This window comes from Micromonospora sp. NPDC005172 (assembly GCF_040608555.1).
Taxonomy (GTDB): domain Bacteria; phylum Actinomycetota; class Actinomycetes; order Mycobacteriales; family Micromonosporaceae; genus Micromonospora.
The window spans coordinates 82,141-100,423 of record NZ_JBEXIL010000020.1 but is presented as its reverse complement, the minus strand read 5'-3'; the positions used below and the strand labels follow the sequence as shown (position 1 = coordinate 100,423).

At 71.5% G+C, this 18,283-nt stretch carries 16 protein-coding genes; 12 read left to right on the top strand and 4 right to left on the bottom strand.

The genetic code is table 11. From position 1 onward, the window contains the following. Window positions 1-50 precede the first annotated feature (50 nt). The 6 genes from ABZV06_RS16555 to ABZV06_RS16530 all read left to right on the top strand — a co-directional run bounded on the left by ABZV06_RS16555 (window position 51) and on the right by ABZV06_RS16530 (window position 5,117). Window positions 51-920, top strand: a complete 870-nt coding sequence (locus tag ABZV06_RS16555; RefSeq protein WP_355622195.1) for a hypothetical protein — start codon at window positions 51-53, stop codon at window positions 918-920. Then, entirely contained in the window at window positions 917-2,113 is a 1,197-nt protein-coding gene (gene fahA, locus ABZV06_RS16550) for a fumarylacetoacetase (RefSeq protein ID WP_355238407.1), read from the top strand. The genes ABZV06_RS16555 and fahA overlap by 4 nt, the downstream gene beginning before the upstream one ends. Window positions 2,114-2,475: 362 nt before the next feature. Then, window positions 2,476-2,685, top strand: a complete 210-nt coding sequence (locus ABZV06_RS16545) for a DUF397 domain-containing protein (protein ID WP_355050986.1) — start codon at window positions 2,476-2,478, stop codon at window positions 2,683-2,685. 133 nt (window positions 2,686-2,818) lie between these two features. Continuing rightward, entirely contained in the window at window positions 2,819-3,301 is a 483-nt protein-coding gene (locus ABZV06_RS16540; protein ID WP_355622192.1) for an SRPBCC family protein, read from the top strand. An 88-nt stretch (window positions 3,302-3,389) separates the two neighbouring features. After that, window positions 3,390-4,646, top strand: a complete 1,257-nt coding sequence (locus tag ABZV06_RS16535) for a PQQ-binding-like beta-propeller repeat protein (RefSeq protein WP_355622189.1) — start codon at window positions 3,390-3,392, stop codon at window positions 4,644-4,646. 99 nt (window positions 4,647-4,745) lie between these two features. After that, the gene (locus tag ABZV06_RS16530; RefSeq protein WP_355238398.1) at window positions 4,746-5,117 is read left to right on the top strand and encodes an LPXTG cell wall anchor domain-containing protein; all 372 of its coding nucleotides are present in this window, start codon (window positions 4,746-4,748) and stop codon (window positions 5,115-5,117) included. Window positions 5,118-5,216: 99 nt separating this feature from the next. On the opposite strand, the gene hisC is transcribed toward ABZV06_RS16530, so the two are convergent. Genes hisC through hppD form a run of 4 tightly spaced genes read right to left on the bottom strand, consistent with a single transcriptional unit; the run spans window position 5,217 to window position 9,337 of the window. Then, on the bottom strand, window positions 5,217-6,320 hold the full coding sequence (gene hisC / locus ABZV06_RS16525) for a histidinol-phosphate transaminase (protein WP_355238394.1): 1,104 nt from the start codon (window positions 6,318-6,320) through the stop codon (window positions 5,217-5,219). Beyond that, a complete protein-coding gene (locus ABZV06_RS16520) occupies window positions 6,317-7,357 on the bottom strand; it encodes an RDD family protein (RefSeq protein ID WP_355622186.1) in 1,041 nt (346 codons plus the stop codon). The genes hisC and ABZV06_RS16520 overlap by 4 nt, the downstream gene beginning before the upstream one ends. A gap of 37 nt (window positions 7,358-7,394) precedes the next feature. Then, window positions 7,395-8,120, bottom strand: coding sequence for an RDD family protein (locus ABZV06_RS16515; protein ID WP_355622183.1), 726 nt, complete (start codon window positions 8,118-8,120; stop codon window positions 7,395-7,397). Window positions 8,121-8,131: 11 nt separating this feature from the next. Then, a complete protein-coding gene (hppD, locus tag ABZV06_RS16510; protein ID WP_355238385.1) occupies window positions 8,132-9,337 on the bottom strand; it encodes a 4-hydroxyphenylpyruvate dioxygenase in 1,206 nt (401 codons plus the stop codon). A 130-nt stretch (window positions 9,338-9,467) separates the two neighbouring features. Here hppD and ABZV06_RS16505 point away from each other — a divergent pair, with 130 nt between their 5' ends. From ABZV06_RS16505 to ABZV06_RS16480, 6 genes are all read left to right on the top strand, one after another. Further along, window positions 9,468-10,007, top strand: coding sequence for an Lrp/AsnC family transcriptional regulator (locus ABZV06_RS16505; protein ID WP_355238382.1), 540 nt, complete (start codon window positions 9,468-9,470; stop codon window positions 10,005-10,007). A 46-nt stretch (window positions 10,008-10,053) separates the two neighbouring features. Continuing rightward, entirely contained in the window at window positions 10,054-11,469 is a 1,416-nt protein-coding gene (locus tag ABZV06_RS16500; protein ID WP_355238829.1) for a PQQ-binding-like beta-propeller repeat protein, read from the top strand. A gap of 114 nt (window positions 11,470-11,583) precedes the next feature. Beyond that, on the top strand, window positions 11,584-13,251 hold the full coding sequence (locus ABZV06_RS16495; RefSeq protein ID WP_355238379.1) for a fumarate hydratase: 1,668 nt from the start codon (window positions 11,584-11,586) through the stop codon (window positions 13,249-13,251). Window positions 13,252-13,377: 126 nt separating this feature from the next. Continuing rightward, entirely contained in the window at window positions 13,378-16,356 is a 2,979-nt protein-coding gene (locus tag ABZV06_RS16490) for a BTAD domain-containing putative transcriptional regulator (RefSeq protein WP_355622181.1), read from the top strand. 328 nt (window positions 16,357-16,684) lie between these two features. After that, window positions 16,685-16,822: a hypothetical protein gene (locus tag ABZV06_RS16485; protein WP_355238373.1), complete on the top strand. Its 138-nt coding sequence runs from the start codon at window positions 16,685-16,687 to the stop codon at window positions 16,820-16,822. Between the two features lie 35 nt (window positions 16,823-16,857). Further along, a complete protein-coding gene (locus ABZV06_RS16480) occupies window positions 16,858-18,267 on the top strand; it encodes a class II fumarate hydratase (RefSeq protein ID WP_355622178.1) in 1,410 nt (469 codons plus the stop codon). The last annotated feature ends 16 nt before the right edge of the window (window positions 18,268-18,283 follow it).

Sequence of the window (18,283 nt, the reverse complement as noted above, 5' to 3'; positions counted from 1 at the left end):
AATCGGACGCTGTTGTCCGTTCCTCGTAGCGTCCCGTAGATTCTTGTTCCGTGTCAACGCAGGTGCCCGCGCTCCTTCACGCCCTGGTGGACGACGCTGCCGTCTTCCCACCGGGCAGCGCCACGCTGCACGACGCCGTGCAGGCGCACCGCAAGCACCGCACCGCCTGGTATGCCGACCTGGTCGGCCCGCTGCTCGTCCCCGCCTCGACCGTCGTGACCGGCGAGCTGAGCGGTCTCGTCGAGCCCGGCGAGGGCCTGGTGATCGGGCTGATCGGTGACACCGGGATCGCCGGCCTGCCGTTCGCGCTCTCCTTCCTGGCGCCGGACGGCGTCACGGCCCGCCAGGTCGAGGTGGCGGTCGCCAAACGGGGCGAAGACCCACTGCCCGGCACCACCGAGCTGCTGCGGCTGACCGAGGCCATGCCGGGCATCGAGGCCGTGTACGCCGAGCTGCCGTTGACCTTCGGGCTGACGGGTGCACTGGACGCGCTCACCGCCGCCCGGGCCGACGGCGTGCCGATCGCCGCCAAGTTCCGCACCGGCGGCCTCGCGGCCGAGCTGTTCCCCACCCCGGCCGAGCTGGCGGCGGTGATCTGCGCCTGCCGCGACCGCGCCCTGCCGTTCAAGCTCACCGCCGGGCTGCACCAGGGTCTGCGGCACCTGGACCCGGAGACCGGGTTCACCCACCACGGCTACACGAACGTGCTGGCCGCGACGCTCGCCGCCGCCGACGGGGAGAGCGTGCGGGTGGTCGCCGAGCTGCTGACCGCTCTCGACCCGCGTGTGCTGCTGGAACGCGTCAAAGGACGGCTGGACGCGCCGCGCCCACTCTGGGTCGGCTTCGGCTCGTGCAGCATCCTGGAACCACTTACCGATCTGATCCGGCTGGGGCTGGTGAACGGGGGCTACGACGCATGACCTGGGTGAGCGGCGTCGACGGTTCGCCGTACGGCGTGACGAACCTGCCGTACGGGGTGTTCTCCTCGGGCGGGGGCGAGCCGCGGATCGGCGTACGCGTCTCCTCGTGGGTGTTGGACCTGGCCGGGGCGGAGGCCGCGGAGCTGGTGCTCGCCGCCGGCACGCTGCGCCGGCCCGCCCTCAACGACTTCATGGCTCTCGGGCGTCCCCAGTGGACGGCGGTCCGGCAGCGGATCGTGGAACTGCTGACCGATCCGGCGCACCGGCCGGCGGTCGAGCCGCTGCTGGTGCCCCTGGCCGACGTGGAGATGCTGCTCCCGTTCGAGGTGGCCGACTACGTCGACTTCTACTCCTCGGAGCACCACGCGTCGAACGTCGGGCAGATCTTCCGCCCGGGTCAGCCGCCGCTGCTGCCCAACTGGAAGCACCTGCCGATCGGCTACCACGGGCGGGCCGGCACCGTCGTCGTCTCCGGCACGCCGGTGGTCCGGCCCACCGGGCAGCGGGCGTCCGCCGAGGGTCCGGTGACCGGCCCGTCGGTACGCCTCGACATCGAGGCCGAGGTCGGCTTCGTGGTCGGTGTGCCCAGCGCGCTCGGCGACCGGGTGTCGGTGGACGACTTCGCCGATCACGTCTTCGGGGTGGTGCTGGTCAACGACTGGTCGGCCCGGGACATCCAGGCCTGGGAGTACCAGCCGCTCGGCCCGTTCCTCGGCAAGTCCTTCGCCACCTCGGTCTCGGCCTGGGTGACGCCGCTGGAAGCGTTGGCCGACGCCTTCGTGCCTGCGCCGGACCAGGACCCGCCGGTCGTCGACTACCTGCGCGACGTGCCGCACCTGGGGCTCGACCTCCGGCTGGCGGTCGAGTGGAACGGCGAACGGGTCAGCGAGCCGCCGTTCGCCGGCATGTACTGGACGCCGGCCCAGCAGTTGGCACACCTCACCGTCAACGGCGCGTCCCTGCGCACGGGCGACCTGTACGCCTCGGGCACCGTCTCCGGCCCGGACCGCTCCCAGGTCGGCTCGTTCCTGGAACTGACGTGGGGTGGGGCCGAGCCCGCCAAGGTCGGCACCGAGAGCCGTACCTTCCTCGCCGACGGCGACACCGTCACCATCACCGCCACCGCGCCCGGTCCGGACGGCACCACCATCGCTCTCGGCGAGGTCACCGGAACGGTCCGCCCGGCCCGCTGACCCGGCCCGTCCCGCGGGCCTGCGCCCCGCCCGGACCGTCTGCCACCTAACTCGACTTCGGATTCACTCGACTTCGGCTTCCTTTGCTCTGCTTCACCCGACGCAACACCTGGGGCCGCTCAGTGTTGCGTCCGCTGAAGCAGAGCAAAGGGTCCGCCGGTTCACCTCGGCCCGCGCCGGAGCCGCCTGAGTGCCTGCCCGTCGGGCCGTCTCATCGATGAGACTCGTTATCGCACCGTCTGTGCGATAACCAGAAGCGGTTACCCCGTTGATCACGCGGATCACGTTGCCCCGCCACCCCTTCGGTCGGATTCCGTCCGGCCGGGTGGTGGGGCATCCCGACGCACACGGAGGTAACAACGATGCACGATCTCACCGGCGCGCTCTGGCGCACCAGCAGCCGATCCAACGACCAAGGGCTCTGCGTGGAGGTGGCGGACAACCTGGTCGACGTGATCGGCCTGGTCGCGGTCCGCGATTCCAAGGACCAGAGCGGTCCCACACTTGCTGTCAGCCCGCCGGGATGGACAGCATTCGTCGGCGCGATCAGGTCCGGTCGCTTCGAGCGCTGAGCGGTGTCGCACCGGTGAAACGGTGCGACATGGCCGCCGAAAAGGGACACGTGGCCTCCGGGTGGTGGAATTTCCGTCCGGGGGCCTCGTCCTGCCCGCACCTCCCGTACCGTCGACGGCACGGGAGGGTGACATGTCGACGGTCGCGGTTACCGGTTTCATCGAGGCGCATGCTGTCGATGTCTGGTGCCTGCTGACCGACCTGTCCGCCCGGGCCACCCGGCTGGCCGGGGCCGACACCGTCCACGTGCTGACCCCGGGTCCGTTCGGGCCGGGCACCGCCTGGCGGGAGGAGCGCGTCCAGCCCGGTGGCGGCACGGTTGTCGAGGAGTTCCTGGTGGTGGAGGCGTTCGCGCCGCAGCGGCTGGTGCTCTGCTCCTCCGGCGCCGGCGCGGACTACCGGATCACGTGGAGCCTGCGGCCGGTTCGCCGTCGCCGCCGCCCGTGCACAGCGATCACCGTCACCCAGGAGGCGGTGCCCACCGACCCGTACGGACGGGTGGTGGCACTGCTGCTCGGTGGCCTCGCCGCCCGCGCGGTCGAGGTGGCGCTCCGGCGTGACCTCGCCGACCTGGCCGTCGCGGCCCGGGCCCTCGGCTCGCTCGAAGCGGCCTGACCTTCCGCTCCCGCCAGAGGTTCGACCCGTACGACCTGGCCGGGCTCGGACCCGCTGCGCTGGGTAGGGTGCCGGGCGGAGGTGCGGCATGGGGTTCCCGAGGGGCCGGCGACGGCTCGTGCTGGCGGTGGCGGTGCTGCTCGCCGTGGCGGCCGTCGCGGTCGTCGTCCACCGGGTGCTCGCACCGGCCGAGGTGAGTACGCCGGCGCACGGTGCCTATCCGGCCGCGCCCCGACCGGCCGCCGGTGTGATTGGTCGACTGCCGGTCGCCCCGTTGATCGTGGACGGGACGCTGCGGGTGTACGCCGCCCACCGCCAGGTCTATGCCGACCGACCCGTGGACGGGCGGTACCGGACCACGCCCTACTGGTCGTACCGGCGGTGGCCGGCGGAGCTGACCGGGGTGGTGGCGAGCGGTAGCACCGTGGTCAGCCGCTGGTCGGACGGTCGGTTGGTCGCGCTCGACGCGTCCACCGGTCGGGTGCGGTGGCGAGCCGATGGCCCGAAGCCCACCGAGAGCCGGGCGGTGGCACGGCGTACCGGTGCGGCAGTCGTCTGGGATCCGCGCGGGCTGCACCTCGCCGACCTGACGGACGGTCGCACGGTGGTGGTGGTCAGCGGAGACGCCGAGGCACGCGGGGTCGAGGTGAACGGCGGTCAGCAGTTGTGGCGGGTCGACCTGCCCGGCCGGTGCCGCAGCGATGTCGGCACCACCGACGGGGGACAGCTGATCGGTCTGGACAGATGTGCCGGGCCCGCGACCGTCGAGTTCCGGGACGCGGCGACCGGCGCGGTGCGCGAACGGTGGCGACCGCCGGGTGGGTCGGACGAGTTGGTGGTGACTCCGCTCGGTTGTCGTACCGGCTGGTCGGACTGCCAGGCCCTGCGCACGGCGGGGCCGGGTGACGAGGCCGGTCGGGGGTGGCTGGTGGGTGCGGGCGAGCCGGTCGCTGCCTCCGCGCTCGACCCGGCCGGTGCCACTGTGGTGGGCGAGCAGGCCGTGGTGGTGCTCGACGGGGTGGCGGTGGGCCGCTCGGTGCGTACGGGCGCGGAGCTGTGGCGGCGTGCCGATCTCGGTGTGGCACGGGTCCTGGCGGCGCAGCCCGGCCGGGTGCACCTGCTGACCGAGGCCAACGACCTGGTGACGCTGGACCCGGTGACCGGTACGCAGCTGTCCCGCTTTCCGCTGGAGGTCGGACGGGACGGGACGGGGTGGCTGCCCGGGGCGGTGGGGGCCGAGGGCGGCTACGTCGCGGTGGAACGCCTGCGCAGGCCGGTCGACCCCGCCGGCGACGACAGGCGTTACTACCTGACGGCGGAAGCGGTGGTCCTGGCCGCCACCTGATCGTGGTGTTCCCGGTGGCTGCAGAGCTGAACTGTCCATACCCTTTGTCGGTAAAAGGTATGTTTTTCACGGTTCAGTTCTCCGGGAAGGGGTCAGTGCATGGGCAGGACAGGCAACTACCTCGTGGGTGGCGCGCTGGTCGCCGCGGCGAGCCTCGCACTGGCGGGTCCGCCGGCGCTCAACGCGGATGCCGCCTGGGCGCGCGGGTTCGGGGGCGTCCGGGTCGCGCCGTCGGCGGACACCGGCGTCACCTTCGAGATCCTGCCGGCGTCTCCGACGCCCACGCCGACACAACCCCCGCCACCCACGCCCACCCCCACGCAACCCACGTCGGCGCCGCCCCAGCCCACGCCCAGCCACGGTGGCCGACTGCCGGTCACCGGTTCGGGCGGTTCGACGTTGCTGCTCGCCGGTCTGGGTGTAACCCTGCTGGTGGTCGGTGGGTTCGCCGCCCGCCGGAGGAAGGCCTGACGTGCGCCTGCCGTCGGCGGTCGTGCGTCGCGTCGACGCCGGTGCGGCGTCGACGGCCCGACAGAAGTAGACAAACGGAGCCTATCTCCCCGATCTGGGTCAGGTTAGCGCCGCCTCCGCGGCGGCCAGAAACGCGTCGTTCTCGGCCGGGGTGCCGATGGTGACCCGGACGCCGTCCCCGGCGAACGGCCGGACGATCACCCCACGGGCCTCGCACGCCTTGCCGAACACCACGGCACGGTCGCCCAGCGGCAGCCAGACGAAGTTCGCCTGGCTGGTCGGCACGTCGGGCACGAACTTGCGCAGCGCCTCGGTGACCCGGTCCCGCTCGGCGACGACAAGCGCGCACCGGCGCTCCATCTCGTCCGCCTGGGCCAGTGCCGCGAGCGCGCCGGCCTGGGCTGCCGTGCTCGTGGAGAACGGCGTGACCACCTTGCGGACCGCCGCCGCCACGGCGGGCTGCGCGACCAGCCAACCGATCCGCAGCCCGGCCAGGCCCCACGCCTTGGACAGGGTGCGCAGCACCGCGACGTTCGGCCGAGCGACGTAGTCCAGGCCGTCCGGCACCTCGGGGTCGGTCACGAACTCCCGGTACGCCTCGTCGATGACCACCAGCACGTCGTCCGGCACGGAGTCGAGGAACCGGTCCAGCTCGGCCCGGCGTACGGCCGTGCCGGTGGGGTTGTTCGGGTTGCAGACCAGGATCATCCGGGTCCGGTCGGTGACCGCCGCCGCCATCGCGGCCAGGTCGTGACCGTGCCCGGCGTCGTTGGCGACCCGCACGCTTGTCGCGCCGCTGGTCGCCGCGATGATCGGGTACGCCTCGAACGACCGCCACGAGTAGAGCACCTCGTCGCCGGGCAGGCAGGTGGCCCGGACGAGGTGCTCGGCGAGCGCCACCGACCCGCAGCCGGTGGCGATCCGGTCGGGGTCCACGCCGTAGCGCTGTGCCAACGCGTCGCGCAGCGCGACGACGCCCATGTCGGGGTACCGGTGCGACGCGGTGACCGCTTCGGTGACGGCCTCGACCACACCCGGCAGCGGCCCGTACGGCACCTCGTTGCTGGCGAGCTTGATCGCCTCTGGCAGACCCAGCTCGCGGGCCAGGTCGGCAGGGCTGCGCCCGGGGACGTAGCTGGGCAGCGCGTCCAGGTCGGCGCGGGTCAGTCGCAGCGCCGGCTCGTGACGTCCGGAGTCGGTCATGGGGTGTCTCCCGAGGGCTGAGGGTGATCGTCGGTGGCGGGGGGACCGGTGGTCGCCGGGACCTCGACGACGACCGTCTGCGCGCGCCTGTCGTGCAGCGCCCGGCGCAGCGGGTGGTCGAAGAGGGGGGACAGGGAGACGACCAGTTGCAGCAGCAGGCCGAGCCCGAAGCAGTACCAGAGGAGTGTGGGCATGCCCAGCGTCGACCACCGACGCAGCGCCCGGCCGAAGCCCAGCGGCTGGTCGGCGGCGATGGGGACCGCGCGGATCCGCATGACCCGCTTACCGATTGTCTGTCCGTTGCCCGCCATCGCGGGCACCTCGTACGCCAGCCACAGCGCGGTGGCGATCACCAGGATCACGATCTGGAGGAGCCCGGCCTGCTCGCTGATCGGCGGCATCCCCTCGCTGGAGGTGTTGCCCTCCGAGGCGCGCCGGAACGCCTCCCGCCAGTACGGTGCCAGCTCGTCCAGCCACCGCCAGACGAACCAGCCGTTGACAAGCGCGTTCAGTGCGAAGACGAGGCTGAAGTCGATCAGTCGGGCGACGAGCCGCCGGCCGTAACCGGCCAATCTCAACCCGTGCGGACGCGGCTCGGGCGGCCGGCCGGGCCAGCCGGGGGCCCAGCCGGGCGGGGGGCCCTGCGGACCCCAGGCGGGAGGGCCGCCCGTTGGCGTCCAGCCGGGTGGAGGTCCCTGCGGTGGCCAGCCGGGCGGGCCGGCCTGTGGGCCCCAGCCGCCCGCGCCCGGGATGGGCTGCGAGCCGTACCCCGGATGCGGTGGTGGCCCGGGATGCGGTGGTGGCCCGGGATGCGGTGGCGACCCGGGGTGCGGCTGCCAGCCCGGCGTGGTGGTCACCGACGGGGAGGTGGCGGGCGCGGCCGGGACGACCGGTACGGGCGGGGGCTCGGGCGGCGGCGGCCCGTCGGGCGGGGTCGCGTCGACGGGAATGGGCGCGCCGAGCCAACCCTCGCCGTCCCAGTAGCGACGGGTCTCGGGGTCGGCGGGGTCGACGTACCAGCCGGGATCCACACTCACGCCGACGCTCCGCTGCCGTACCTGCTGGTTCGCTCGCTCACGCCGCAACCTTAACGACGACCGTTTTGGCGAACTTGTCGTGGAGGCACTGCTGCCAGGGCTTGTCCCAGAGTTGCCAGAATCCGTCGGCGTAACTCAGGCCGGGGACCAGCGAGCAGGCCAGGTACTGCACGAGCCAGCGGCGGCCGGCCATCCCTCGGTCGAGCGTGCCGTTCGGGTCGAGCGGCACCACGCGCAGCTTCATGATCTTCTTGCCGAGTGTCTGGCCGCCGCGCTTGAGGTACTCCACGTGGTAGAGCCAGTACAGCCCGAGCAGCACGACGAACAGCCCGACCTCGAACAGCAGCATCGGCAGGAAGAAGCTGGTGAAGAAGGTGGCCGGGTCGGGCTCCACGAGAGTGCCGTCCGGGTTGGTCCGGGTCATCTCGCTGAACATGCGCCACCACAGGATGAGGAAGACCGGCATGAACAGCACGAGCGACACGACGCTCGCCAGTGCCGTGTCGATGAGCCAGGCGAGCAGCCGGTCACCGAAGCTGGCCAGGGGCTGTCCCGCCGGGCTGAGCGCGGGCGGGACGGCCGGCCAGTACTGCGCGGGGTGCCCGGGTGGGGCGTACTGCGGCGGCACGGCGTAGCCCGGTGGGGCGTACTGCGGCGGCACCGCGTACCCCTGGGGGTGTGGGCCGGACGGCGGCGCGACGCCGCCGGCGGCGGGCGGAGGCCCACCCACCGGCGGCGTCTGGTAGGGCGGAGGCTGCGTCACGCTCGACAGTGTTACAGGTTGCCGCGCGCTTCCTGCTCCCGCTCGATGGCTTGGAAGAGCGCCTTGAAGTTGCCCTTGCCGAAGCCCAGCGAGCCGTGCCGCTCGATCAGCTCGAAGAAGACGGTCGGGCGGTCCTGCACGGGCTTGGTGAAGATCTGGAGCAGATAGCCGTCCTCGTCCCGGTCGACCAGGATCTTGCGCTCCTTGAGCTGCTCGATCGGCACCCGCACGTTGCCGATGCGGGCGCGCAGCTCCGGGTCCTCGTAGTACGAGTCCGGGGTGTCCAGGAACTCCACGCCGGCGGCGCGCATCGCGTCGACGCTGGCCACGATGTCGTTGGTGGCGACGGCGATGTGCTGGGCGCCCGGGCCCTGGTAGAACTCCAGGTACTCGTCGATCTGCGACTTCTTGCGGGCGATGGCCGGCTCGTTGAGCGGGAACTTCACCTTGCGGGTGCCGTTCGCGACGACCTTGCTCATCAGGGCCGAGTAGTCGGTGGCGATGTCGTCGCCGATGAACTCCGCCATGTTGGAGAAGCCCATCACCCGCTTGTAGAACTCCACCCACTCGTCCATGCGGCCCAGCTCCACGTTGCCGACCACGTGGTCGACGGCCTGGAAGAACCGCTTCGGCTGGATGCCGGCGTCGATCATCGGCTGCCGGTCGACGATCGGGCCGCGGGCCACGAAGCCCGGCAGGAACGGGCCGCGATAGCGGGAGCGGTCGACGAGCGTGTGCCGGGTATCGCCGTACGCGGCGATGGCGGCCATCCGCACGGTGCCGTGCTCGTCGGTCACGTCGTGCGGCTCGACGACGCTGGCGGCGCCCTGCGCGACGGCGTGGGCGTACGCGGCGTCGACGTTCGGCACCTCGAGCGCGATGTCGCTGATGCCGTCGCTGTGCTTGGCCACGTGCTCGGCGCCGTCGGCGTCCGGACGCACCGCGCCGGTCAGCACGAACCGTGCCGAGCCGCTGGTCAGCACGTACTGGGCGTGGTCGCGGTAGCCCTGCTCCGGCCCCCGGTACGCCACACAGGTCATGCCGAACGCGGTGGAGTAGTAGTGCGCCGCCTGCTTGGCGTTGCCGACGAGGAAGTGCACGTGGTCGAGCCCACGGACGGGAAACGGGTCGTGGCTGATGTCGTGGTCGACAGCGCCGACGAGCCGGTCGATGTCGACGTCCTCGGTCGACTGGGGTCGGTCGATCGCCTGGGTCATGGTGGCCTCCCTCGCGTACCGGCCGGCCTCGTGGGCCGGTTCTTCACCGAAGGATCGCGGTACGGGCACCGGCTGGGCAACTGTTGACATAAAGGCTGGTCAGGTTGCGCATTCGGTATGGTCTGGACCCATGAATGGTGAGCAGGCTGTACAGCTCGACGTGCTCGATGTCCGGTTGGTCGAACTGCTCGCCGAGGAGCCGCGGATCGGGGTGCTGGAGTGCTCCCGGCGGCTCGGCGTGGCCCGGGGCACCGTGCAGGCGCGGCTGGACAAGCTTGTCGACCGGGGCGTCATCCTGGGCTTCGGTCCGGAGATCTCGCCGGCCGCGATCGGGTTCGGGGTGACCAGCTTCGTCACCTTGGAGATCAGCCAACGGCAGGGCCACGACCCGGTCACGGCGCACCTCGCGGCGATCCCCGAGGTGCTGGAGGCGCACACCATCACCGGTTCCAGCGACCTGCTCTGCCGAATCGTGGCCCGTTCCAACACCGACCTGCAACGGGTCATCGACCAGATCGTCTCGTTCACCGGTATCACCCGCGCCTCGACGATCATCGCGCTCGCGGAGCAGATCTCGTACCGCACGCTGCCACTGGTCCGCAGCGCTGTAACACCTTCCGGCACAGAAAGCGCGGCGACACGGCGGCGCGGGCGTACGGAAGATCCGTGATCGTGGCTACGGTGTGCGGGTGGCGAAGGGGAGCGTGCGCGTCGGGCTGCTGGCCGGCCTCGCCGTGGTCGTCGCCCTCGCCGCCACCGGCGTCTGGAATCCGTTCCCGGGCATCTGGGACTGGGTGGACCGCAGCGAACCCATCTCCGAGCCGGACGTGGTCTGGCAGCAGCGGGTCGGTGGCACCCCGCGCAGCGTGACCATCGCCGGCGACGCCGTCGTGGTCGAGCAGCGCACCCGGGTGGAGGCCCGCAGCCTGGCCACCGGCGCCCAGCTCTGGGAGCGCAAGGCGGACTGGGCGGCGGTCGCCGGCGGCGACCGCGATCCGGTCGTCGCCGTGGGCAAACTCCTGGTCAAGGGGTACGAGCTGCTCGATCCGACCACCGGGGCGACCCGGCGGCGCGACAACGACGCCGTGGCCGTGTGGACGTACCGGAACCTGCTGCTGGACGCCCGCTGCTCGGACGCCACCGACTGCACCCTGAGCGCGTGGGACCCGCGCGGCACCGCACCACTGTGGACCGCCTTCCTGCCCGGCGTGCACAGCGGCCTCCTCGCCGACAACCCCGGCCTGCGCGGCACGCGCCGGCTGACCGCCACCCGCGTCGACGACGGGGTGGCCGGGCCCGAGGCCGCGCCTCCGCTGCTCGGCTTCCCGGTCGACGGCCGCGTGCACGTCGTCGACACCGCCACCGGTCGGGTGTTGCAGAACGTCGAGCCCGGCCGGGACGAGCGGATCTCGGTGGTGGGCGGCCGGATGCTCCGGATCGCCGCCCGGTCGCAGGACGGCACCTGCTACTTCGCCATCTCGGCCCGTGACCCGGCGACCGGACAGGAGGCGTGGCAGCGGGCCGGGGTCAACCTGCGCACCGCCGACACCGCCGGCTGCGTCCAGCGCGAGGACCCGCAGGGCGCACGGAACGTGCTGATCGGCGTCGGCCCGGACGGCCGCGAGGCGGTCATCGACGGGTACGACGGGCGACTGCTCTGGGTCGGCGAGGCGAGCACCAAGCTCGTCGCCGTCGACGACCGCTACGCGGTGTTCCGCTCCGCGGACAAGCGCTCGGTGGTGTCCCGCGAACTCGGCGCCGACCGGGTGCGCTGGACCCGGCCGGCCAGCGCCAAGGCGGGTGCTGCGCTCACTCCGTACGCGGCGGTGCTCGCCGACGAGAAGCCGTCGAGGCTGGTCGCCCTCGACCCGCGCACCGGGCGGGAGCTGGCCGTGCTGCGGACCTCCGCGAACGCCCTCGCCGTCGGCTCGCAGGGCATGATCATCGGCGAGGGTCGGGAGATCGGGTACGTCCGCTTCGGCACCACGCCCGGAGCTCCCGTCCCGCCTCCCGGCAACGGCGGCAACCCCGGCCCGGGCGGCACCCGTCCCGGGCAGGGCGACGACGGCAACGGTGACTGCGGGCCCAAGGGTGAGCTGTGCACCGAACCGGACGGCGGCAAGGACGGCTGAGCGGGCGGTACTCCGGCGCGTCGAGCGCGGCCGGCCCGGGCGGATGAGAGCGGCGTCCCAGACCCCGCCCGGCGGGTGGGAATGATCGACCGGTCTGCCCTAGGCTTGCCGCTCATGAGCAGTGCCGCCGCATTCTCGTACGCCCCCCTGCTGCCGACCGGCCCCGACCAGACGGAGTATCGCCTGGTCACCGACGAGGGAGTGGACGTCGTACACGGCCCGGGGGGTCGTCGTTTCCTCACCGTGGAGCCGGCCGCGCTCACCGCGCTGACCGCCGAGGCGATGCACGACATCGCCCACTTCCTGCGCCCCGCGCACCTGGCGCAGCTCCGGGCGATCATCGACGACCCGGCCGCGTCGCCGAACGACCGGTTCGTCGCGCTGGACCTGCTGCGCAACGCCAACATCGCCGCCGGTGGGGTGCTGCCCATGTGCCAGGACACCGGCACCGCGATCGTGATGGGCAAGCGCGGCCGACACGTGCTGACCGACGGCGCGGACGCCGAGGCCATCTCCCTCGGTGTCTACCAGGCGTACACGAGGCTCAACCTGCGCTACTCCCAGCTCGCCCCGCTGACCATGTGGGACGAGCGGAACACCGGCAGCAACCTACCGGCCCAGGTGGAGCTGTACGCCGAGGACCCGGACGGGCACCCGGACGCGTACAAGTTTCTCTTCATGGCCAAGGGCGGCGGTTCGGCCAACAAGTCGTACCTCTACCAGGAGACCAAGGCGCTGCTCAACCCGACGCGGATGATGCAGTTCCTGGAGGAGAAGCTGCGGCTGATCGGCACCGCCGCCTGCCCGCCGTACCACCTGGCCATCGTCATCGGCGGCACCTCCGCCGAGTACGCGTTGAAGACCGCCAAGTACGCCTCGGCGAAGTACCTGGACGCCCTCCCCACGCAGGGCTCGATGAGCGCCCACGGCTTCCGCGACCTGGAGCTGGAGGCGCAGGTGCTGGAGTTGACCCGTAACTTCGGCATCGGCGCGCAGTTCGGTGGGCGCTACTTCTGCCACGACGTACGGGTGGTCCGGCTGCCCCGGCACGGCGCGTCGTGCCCGGTGGCGATCGCCGTCTCCTGCTCGGCCGACCGACAGGCGGTTGCCAAGATCACCCCGTCGGGCGTCTGGCTGGAGCGCCTGGAGACCGACCCGGCGCGGTTCCTGCCCGAGGTCACCGACGACGCGCTCGAGGCCGAGACGGTCGTCCGGGTCGACCTGAACCGGCCGATGGACGAGATCCGCGCCGAACTGTCCAAGTACCCGGTGAAGACGCGGCTGTCGCTGTCCGGCCCGCTCGTGGTGGCCCGGGACATCGCCCACGCCAAGATCGCCGAGCGGCTGGACGCCGGTGAGCCGATGCCGCAGTACCTGCGTGACCACGCCGTCTACTACGCCGGCCCGGCGAAGACCCCCGAGGGGTACGCGTCCGGCTCGTTCGGCCCGACCACGGCCGGCCGGATGGACGCGTACGTGGAGAAGTTCCAGGCCGCCGGCGGCTCCCAGGTGATGCTGGCCAAGGGCAACCGGTCGGGTCAGGTGACCCGTTCCTGCCAGCAGCACGGTGGCTTCTACCTCGGCTCGATCGGCGGTCCCGCGGCCCGTCTCGCCCAGGACTGCATCAAGCACGTGCAGGTGCTCGAATATCCGGAGCTGGGCATGGAGGCGGTCTGGAAGATCGAGGTGGAGGACTTCCCGGCCTTCATCGTGGTCGACGACAAGGGCAACGACTTCTTCGCCGAGGTCACCAAGCCGGTGCTCACCATCGGCCACCGCTGACCGCTCCCTAACGCGAGGAGGCGCCAGGCGAACGCCTGGCGCCTCTTGCGTCGGTAATCGGGCTACGTCGAGCGGTGATCGCCGGACTACTCTGCTGGATGGTGTCCGATCGACGCGGAGGAGCAGATGCGGTTCGGGATCCTCGGGCCTCTGCGGGTTGGCGGTGGCGGGTCCACCGTCACTGCCGGCCGGGACCGGGTCGTACTGGCGATGCTGCTGCTCCGTGCCGGCCGGCTGGTGCCGGTCGACGAACTCATCGACGCGGTGTGGGAGGAGAGCCCTCCGGCCACCGCCCGTGCCCAGTTGCAGACCTGCGTTTCGCGGCTGCGGCGTCGCCTGACTGACCTGGGACTGCCCTCGCAGACCATCGTCACCGATCCGGCGGGGTACGGCGTTCGGATCGGACCCGCCGACCTGGACGCGCACGTCTTCAGCCAGGCAGTGGAGGAGGCCCGGTCCGCCGGTGGGGCTGGTCGTCTGCTCGACGCGCGTCTGCGGTATCGCGCCGCGTTGGGTCTGTGGCGGGGGCCGGCCCTGGGTGGTATCACCAGTCGCAGTGTTCGTCGTCGGGCGCAGACGCTCGACGAGCAGCGCCTGAGTGTGCTGGAGGAGTGCGTCGACGTCGAGTTGCGTCTCGGTCGGGCCGCTGAGCTGATCGAGGAGTTGGCCGAGAGCGTCGACCAGCATCCGCTGCGGGAGCGTCTGCGGGGTCAACTGATGCTCGCGCTGTCATCGGTGGGTCGGCAGGCAGACGCGCTCGCGGTGTACCGGGAGGGTCGGCGGGTCTACGCCGACGAGTTGGGCATCGAACCGGGTGCCGCGTTGCAGGAGTTGCACCAGCGGGTGCTCGCCGGTGACCTGGCCTTGGCCGGCCGGGAGACCCGGCCCGTCGTCCCGGTCCGCTCGCTACCCCGCGCGATCGGCGACTTCACCGGCCGGCAACAGACGCTGACGCGTCTGATGAAGGACGTGGAGGGCGGCGCGCGTATCCAGCTCATCGACGGCATGGCCGGCAGTGGCAAGACCACTCTGGCGGTGCACGTCGCCACCGTCCTCGCGGACGACTATCCGGACGCTCAGCTCTACATCGACCTGCACGGGCACAGCGAGAGTATTCCGGTGACACCGTCCGCGGCCCTGGCCATGCTGCTGCGACAGCTCGGTATGCCTGCCGACCAGGTCCCCACCAGTCAGGACGGCCGGTTGGCGCTGTGGCGGACGGAGCTCGCCGGCCGACGGGCCCTGGTGGTGCTGGACAACGCGGCCACCGCCGACCAGGTGACACCGCTGCTGCCCAACGGGTCGCACTGCCTGGTGCTCATCACCAGTCGTCGCCGGTTGGTCGGTGTGGACGAGGGTCGACCATCCTCGCTGCCCGTGCTCGACAGCGACGAGGCGGTCGAACTCCTCGGGCACGTGGTCGGTCCCGACCGGGTGGCAACCGAGCCGGAGGCGGCCCACGAGGTCGTCCTCCGCTGCGGGTACCTCCCGCTCGCCATCCGGCTGGCTGGTGCCCGACTGGCTCACCGGCCCCGCTGGCGGATAGCCGACCTCGCGGAGCGGCTGAGGAGCCGCTCCGATCCGTTGACCGAGTTCGAAGCGGGCGACCGGTCCGTCGGTCGGGCCTTCGCGCTGTCGTACGCCCAGGTGTCGACGGCGGCGCAGCGTGCGTTCCGGCTGCTGGGCCTGTACCCGGGAGTACGGTTCGACACCTCGGTCGCGGCCGTCCTCGTCGACCTGTCCCTGCCCGGCACACAGGATCTCCTGGACGAACTGGTCGACGCGCACTTGATGGAGGAGGCAGAGCCCGGCCGCTACCGGCTGCACGACCTGGTCCGCGAGTACGGTCGGACATTGATGGCTGACCCGGAGCGGGCGGGGGAGAGGCGGGACGGCATCGAGCGCCTGCTCGACCACCACCTGCACGTCGCCATGGCGATCGCCCGCAGCGGAGAACTCTCGGCCGCTCGGCCGCTGCTTGCCGGAACGGAGCCGATCCGTCCCGACCTGGCCACGATCGCGGCCGAACAGGGGAGCGCCTGGTTCGACGAAAACCTGGCCCTGTGGCCCGCCCTCGTCCGCTTGGCAGAAGGGGAGGGGTTCCTGCGGCACTGCTGGCAGTTGGCGAGGGCCTGCTGGAACGCCCAGTTCGAGAGCGGCCGCCTCGACGAGTTGATCGAGACGCACTCCGCCGGCCTGCGTGCCGCGGAGGAGTTGGGCGACGAGAAGGCACTGGGGACGCTGCTCAACTATCTCGCCTCGGCCCACTACCGGCTGAGTAACTTTCCCGAGGCGATCCGGGTGATGGAGAGATCGCTTGAGATCTTCCGCCAGCTCGGTCTGCATCGCGAGTATCGCAACACCCTCGGTAACCTGGGCATCTCGTATGCCGCGAACTTCGAGTTCCACCGGGCCACCGAGGCACACGACGCCGCTCGGACGCTGGCGACACGCATGCGTGACGACTTGGCGTTGGCGAACGAACTCAACAACCAGGCGATGACACTGCTGCTGTGGGGCTGGCTCGACGAGGCAGTGCGCGCCGCCCGCAAGCACCTGGGGATCGCACGGGAGCTCGGCGACCCGCGCCGGATCTCCAACGCCCTTGGGCACCTCGGCATGGCCCGGCACCGGTTGGGCGACCTCGAGCCGGCCAGCCGGCTGCTGTGGGCGGCGTTGCGCATGAAACGACAGGTGGGCGCCCGATTCGGTGAAGGCGAGGTGCTGAACGAGATCGGGACGATGGAACGGGAGGCTGGCCGTCCGGAGCGGGCCGCCGAACTGCACCGCGCGGCGCTCGTCGCGATGACCGACGTGGGGGACCGGACCGCCCAGTGCGTTTCGCGCATCCTGCTGGCCCGAGCCATCCTGGCCCAAGGGGACGTGACGAGTGCTCTCGACCTGTACCGACGGGTGTTCGCGGACGCGACCCGGTTGGGTGTCCGATACGAGCAGGCTCGGGCGCTGGAGGGTATCGGCCGGTGTCTGGGTACGACCGACCCGGCCGGGGCCCGCGCGTACCTGGGCCGAGCGCTGGACCTGTACCGCCAGATCGACGTGCCGGACCGGCACGAGGTGGAACGGCTGCTCGCCGAGTTGGGTTGACCGATCACTGCTGTCGGCGACGGGCGCGGCAGGATCTCGTCACGCGACGAGGCGCCAGGCTTTCGCCTGGCGCCCCTCCCGTCGGTAGCACTTCCACCGACATCGGTACGCCCGCCCACTGGGGGGTGGGGCGGTCGCACCGCCCCCGTCGGATGTCGTCACCGCCAACCTTGGACCAAGTCTGCGATGTATCGCACTCGATCCGCTCTCAGATCACTATCACCGGATCACGTCGAGCTGTGATCGTCGGACTACGCTGCTGGATGTTGTGTGATCGACGCGGGGGAGCAGATGCGGTTCGGGATCCTGGGGCCTCTGCGTGTCGGTGGTGGGGAATCCACTGTCACTGCGGGCCGGGACCGGGTTGTTCTGGCGATGCTCCTGCTTCGTGCGGGTCGGTTGGTGCCGGTGGATCGACGTGCCGGACCGGCACGAGGTGGAACGGCTGCTCGCCGAGTTGGGCTGACGGATCATCTGCGGGTCGGGCACGGGCGCGGCAGGATGGAACGCGTGACGACTCCAGAGACGACCGGCTACCGGATCGAACGCGACTCGATGGGCGAGGTGGAGGTACCCGCCGAGGCGCTGTGGCGGGCGCAGACCCAGCGCGCGGTGCAGAACTTCCCGATCTCCGGGCGGGGCATCGAACCCGCCCAGATCAAGGCCCTGGCCCAGATCAAGGGCGCGGCAGCCGAGGTCAACGGTGAGTTGGGCGTGATCGACGCCAACGTGGCCGCCGCGATCGCCGCCGCCGCCGCGCACGTCGCCGAGGGCGGGTACGACGACCAGTTTCCGGTCGACGTGTTCCAGACCGGTTCCGGAACGTCGTCAAACATGAACGCCAACGAGGTGCTCGCGACCCTGGCGAGCCGCGAGCTGGGCTCCCCGGTGCACCCCAACGACCACGTCAACGCCTCCCAGTCCAGCAACGACGTGTTCCCATCCTCGATCCACCTGGCGGCCACCCAGTTCATCGCGGAGGATCTGCTGCCGTCGCTGGCCCACCTCGCCGAGGCGCTGGAGGGCAAGGCGTCCGAGTTCGAGACGGTGGTGAAGGCGGGGCGTACGCACCTGATGGACGCCACGCCGGTCACCCTCGGGCAGGAGTTCGGCGGGTACGCCGCCCAGGTCCGCTACGGCATCGAGCGGTTGGAGGGCTCGCTTCCCCGGCTGGCCGAGCTGCCGTTGGGCGGTACCGCCGTGGGCACCGGGATCAACACGCCGCTCGGCTTCGCCGCAGCCGTGATCGGCAAGTTGCGCGAGTCGACCGGTCTGCCGCTGTCCGAGGCGCGCAACCACTTCGAGGCGCAGGGCGCCCGCGACGCCCTCGTGGAGACCTCCGGGCAGCTGCGGACCATCGCGGTGGGCCTCTACAAGGTCGCGAACGACATCCGCTGGATGGGTTCCGGTCCCCGGGCCGGCCTGCGGGAGCTGCGCATCCCCGACCTCCAGCCCGGCTCGTCGATCATGCCGGGCAAGGTCAACCCGGTGGTCGCCGAGGCGATGCGCCAGGTCTGCGCCCAGGTCATCGGCAACGACGCGACAGTCGGTTTCGCCGGCTCCCAGGGCGACTTCGAGCTGAACGTGATGCTTCCGGTGATGGGCCGCAACCTGCTGGAGTCGATCCGGCTGCTGGGCGCGGCGAGCCGGCTGTTCGCCGACCGCCTGGTGGCCGGCCTGGTCGCGGACGCCGAGGTCTGCCTCGCGTACGCCGAGGGGTCACCGTCGATCGTCACCCCGCTGAACCGCTACCTCGGGTACGACGAGGCGGCCTCCATCGCCAAGGAGGCGCTGGCGAAGCAGGCGTCCATCCGCGAGGTCGTCATCTCCCGAGGGCACGTCGACTCCGGCAAGCTCACCGAGACCCAGTTGGACGAGACCCTGGACCTGCTCCGGATGACCCACCCCTGACCGGCTTGCCGGGTGA

Coding starts and splice junctions, on each gene's coding strand:
- fahA (WP_355238407.1), top strand. CDS start 917: ATGACCTGGGTGAGCGGCGTCGACGGTTCGCCGTACGGCGTGACGAAC.
- ABZV06_RS16545 (WP_355050986.1), top strand. CDS start 2,476: ATGCACGATCTCACCGGCGCGCTCTGGCGCACCAGCAGCCGATCCAAC.
- ABZV06_RS16540 (WP_355622192.1), top strand. CDS start 2,819: ATGTCGACGGTCGCGGTTACCGGTTTCATCGAGGCGCATGCTGTCGAT.
- ABZV06_RS16535 (WP_355622189.1), top strand. CDS start 3,390: ATGGGGTTCCCGAGGGGCCGGCGACGGCTCGTGCTGGCGGTGGCGGTG.
- ABZV06_RS16530 (WP_355238398.1), top strand. CDS start 4,746: ATGGGCAGGACAGGCAACTACCTCGTGGGTGGCGCGCTGGTCGCCGCG.
- hisC (WP_355238394.1), bottom strand. CDS start 6,320: ATGACCGACTCCGGACGTCACGAGCCGGCGCTGCGACTGACCCGCGCC.
- hppD (WP_355238385.1), bottom strand. CDS start 9,337: ATGACCCAGGCGATCGACCGACCCCAGTCGACCGAGGACGTCGACATC.
- ABZV06_RS16505 (WP_355238382.1), top strand. CDS start 9,468: ATGAATGGTGAGCAGGCTGTACAGCTCGACGTGCTCGATGTCCGGTTG.
- ABZV06_RS16495 (WP_355238379.1), top strand. CDS start 11,584: ATGAGCAGTGCCGCCGCATTCTCGTACGCCCCCCTGCTGCCGACCGGC.
- ABZV06_RS16490 (WP_355622181.1), top strand. CDS start 13,378: ATGCGGTTCGGGATCCTCGGGCCTCTGCGGGTTGGCGGTGGCGGGTCC.
- ABZV06_RS16480 (WP_355622178.1), top strand. CDS start 16,858: ATGGAACGCGTGACGACTCCAGAGACGACCGGCTACCGGATCGAACGC.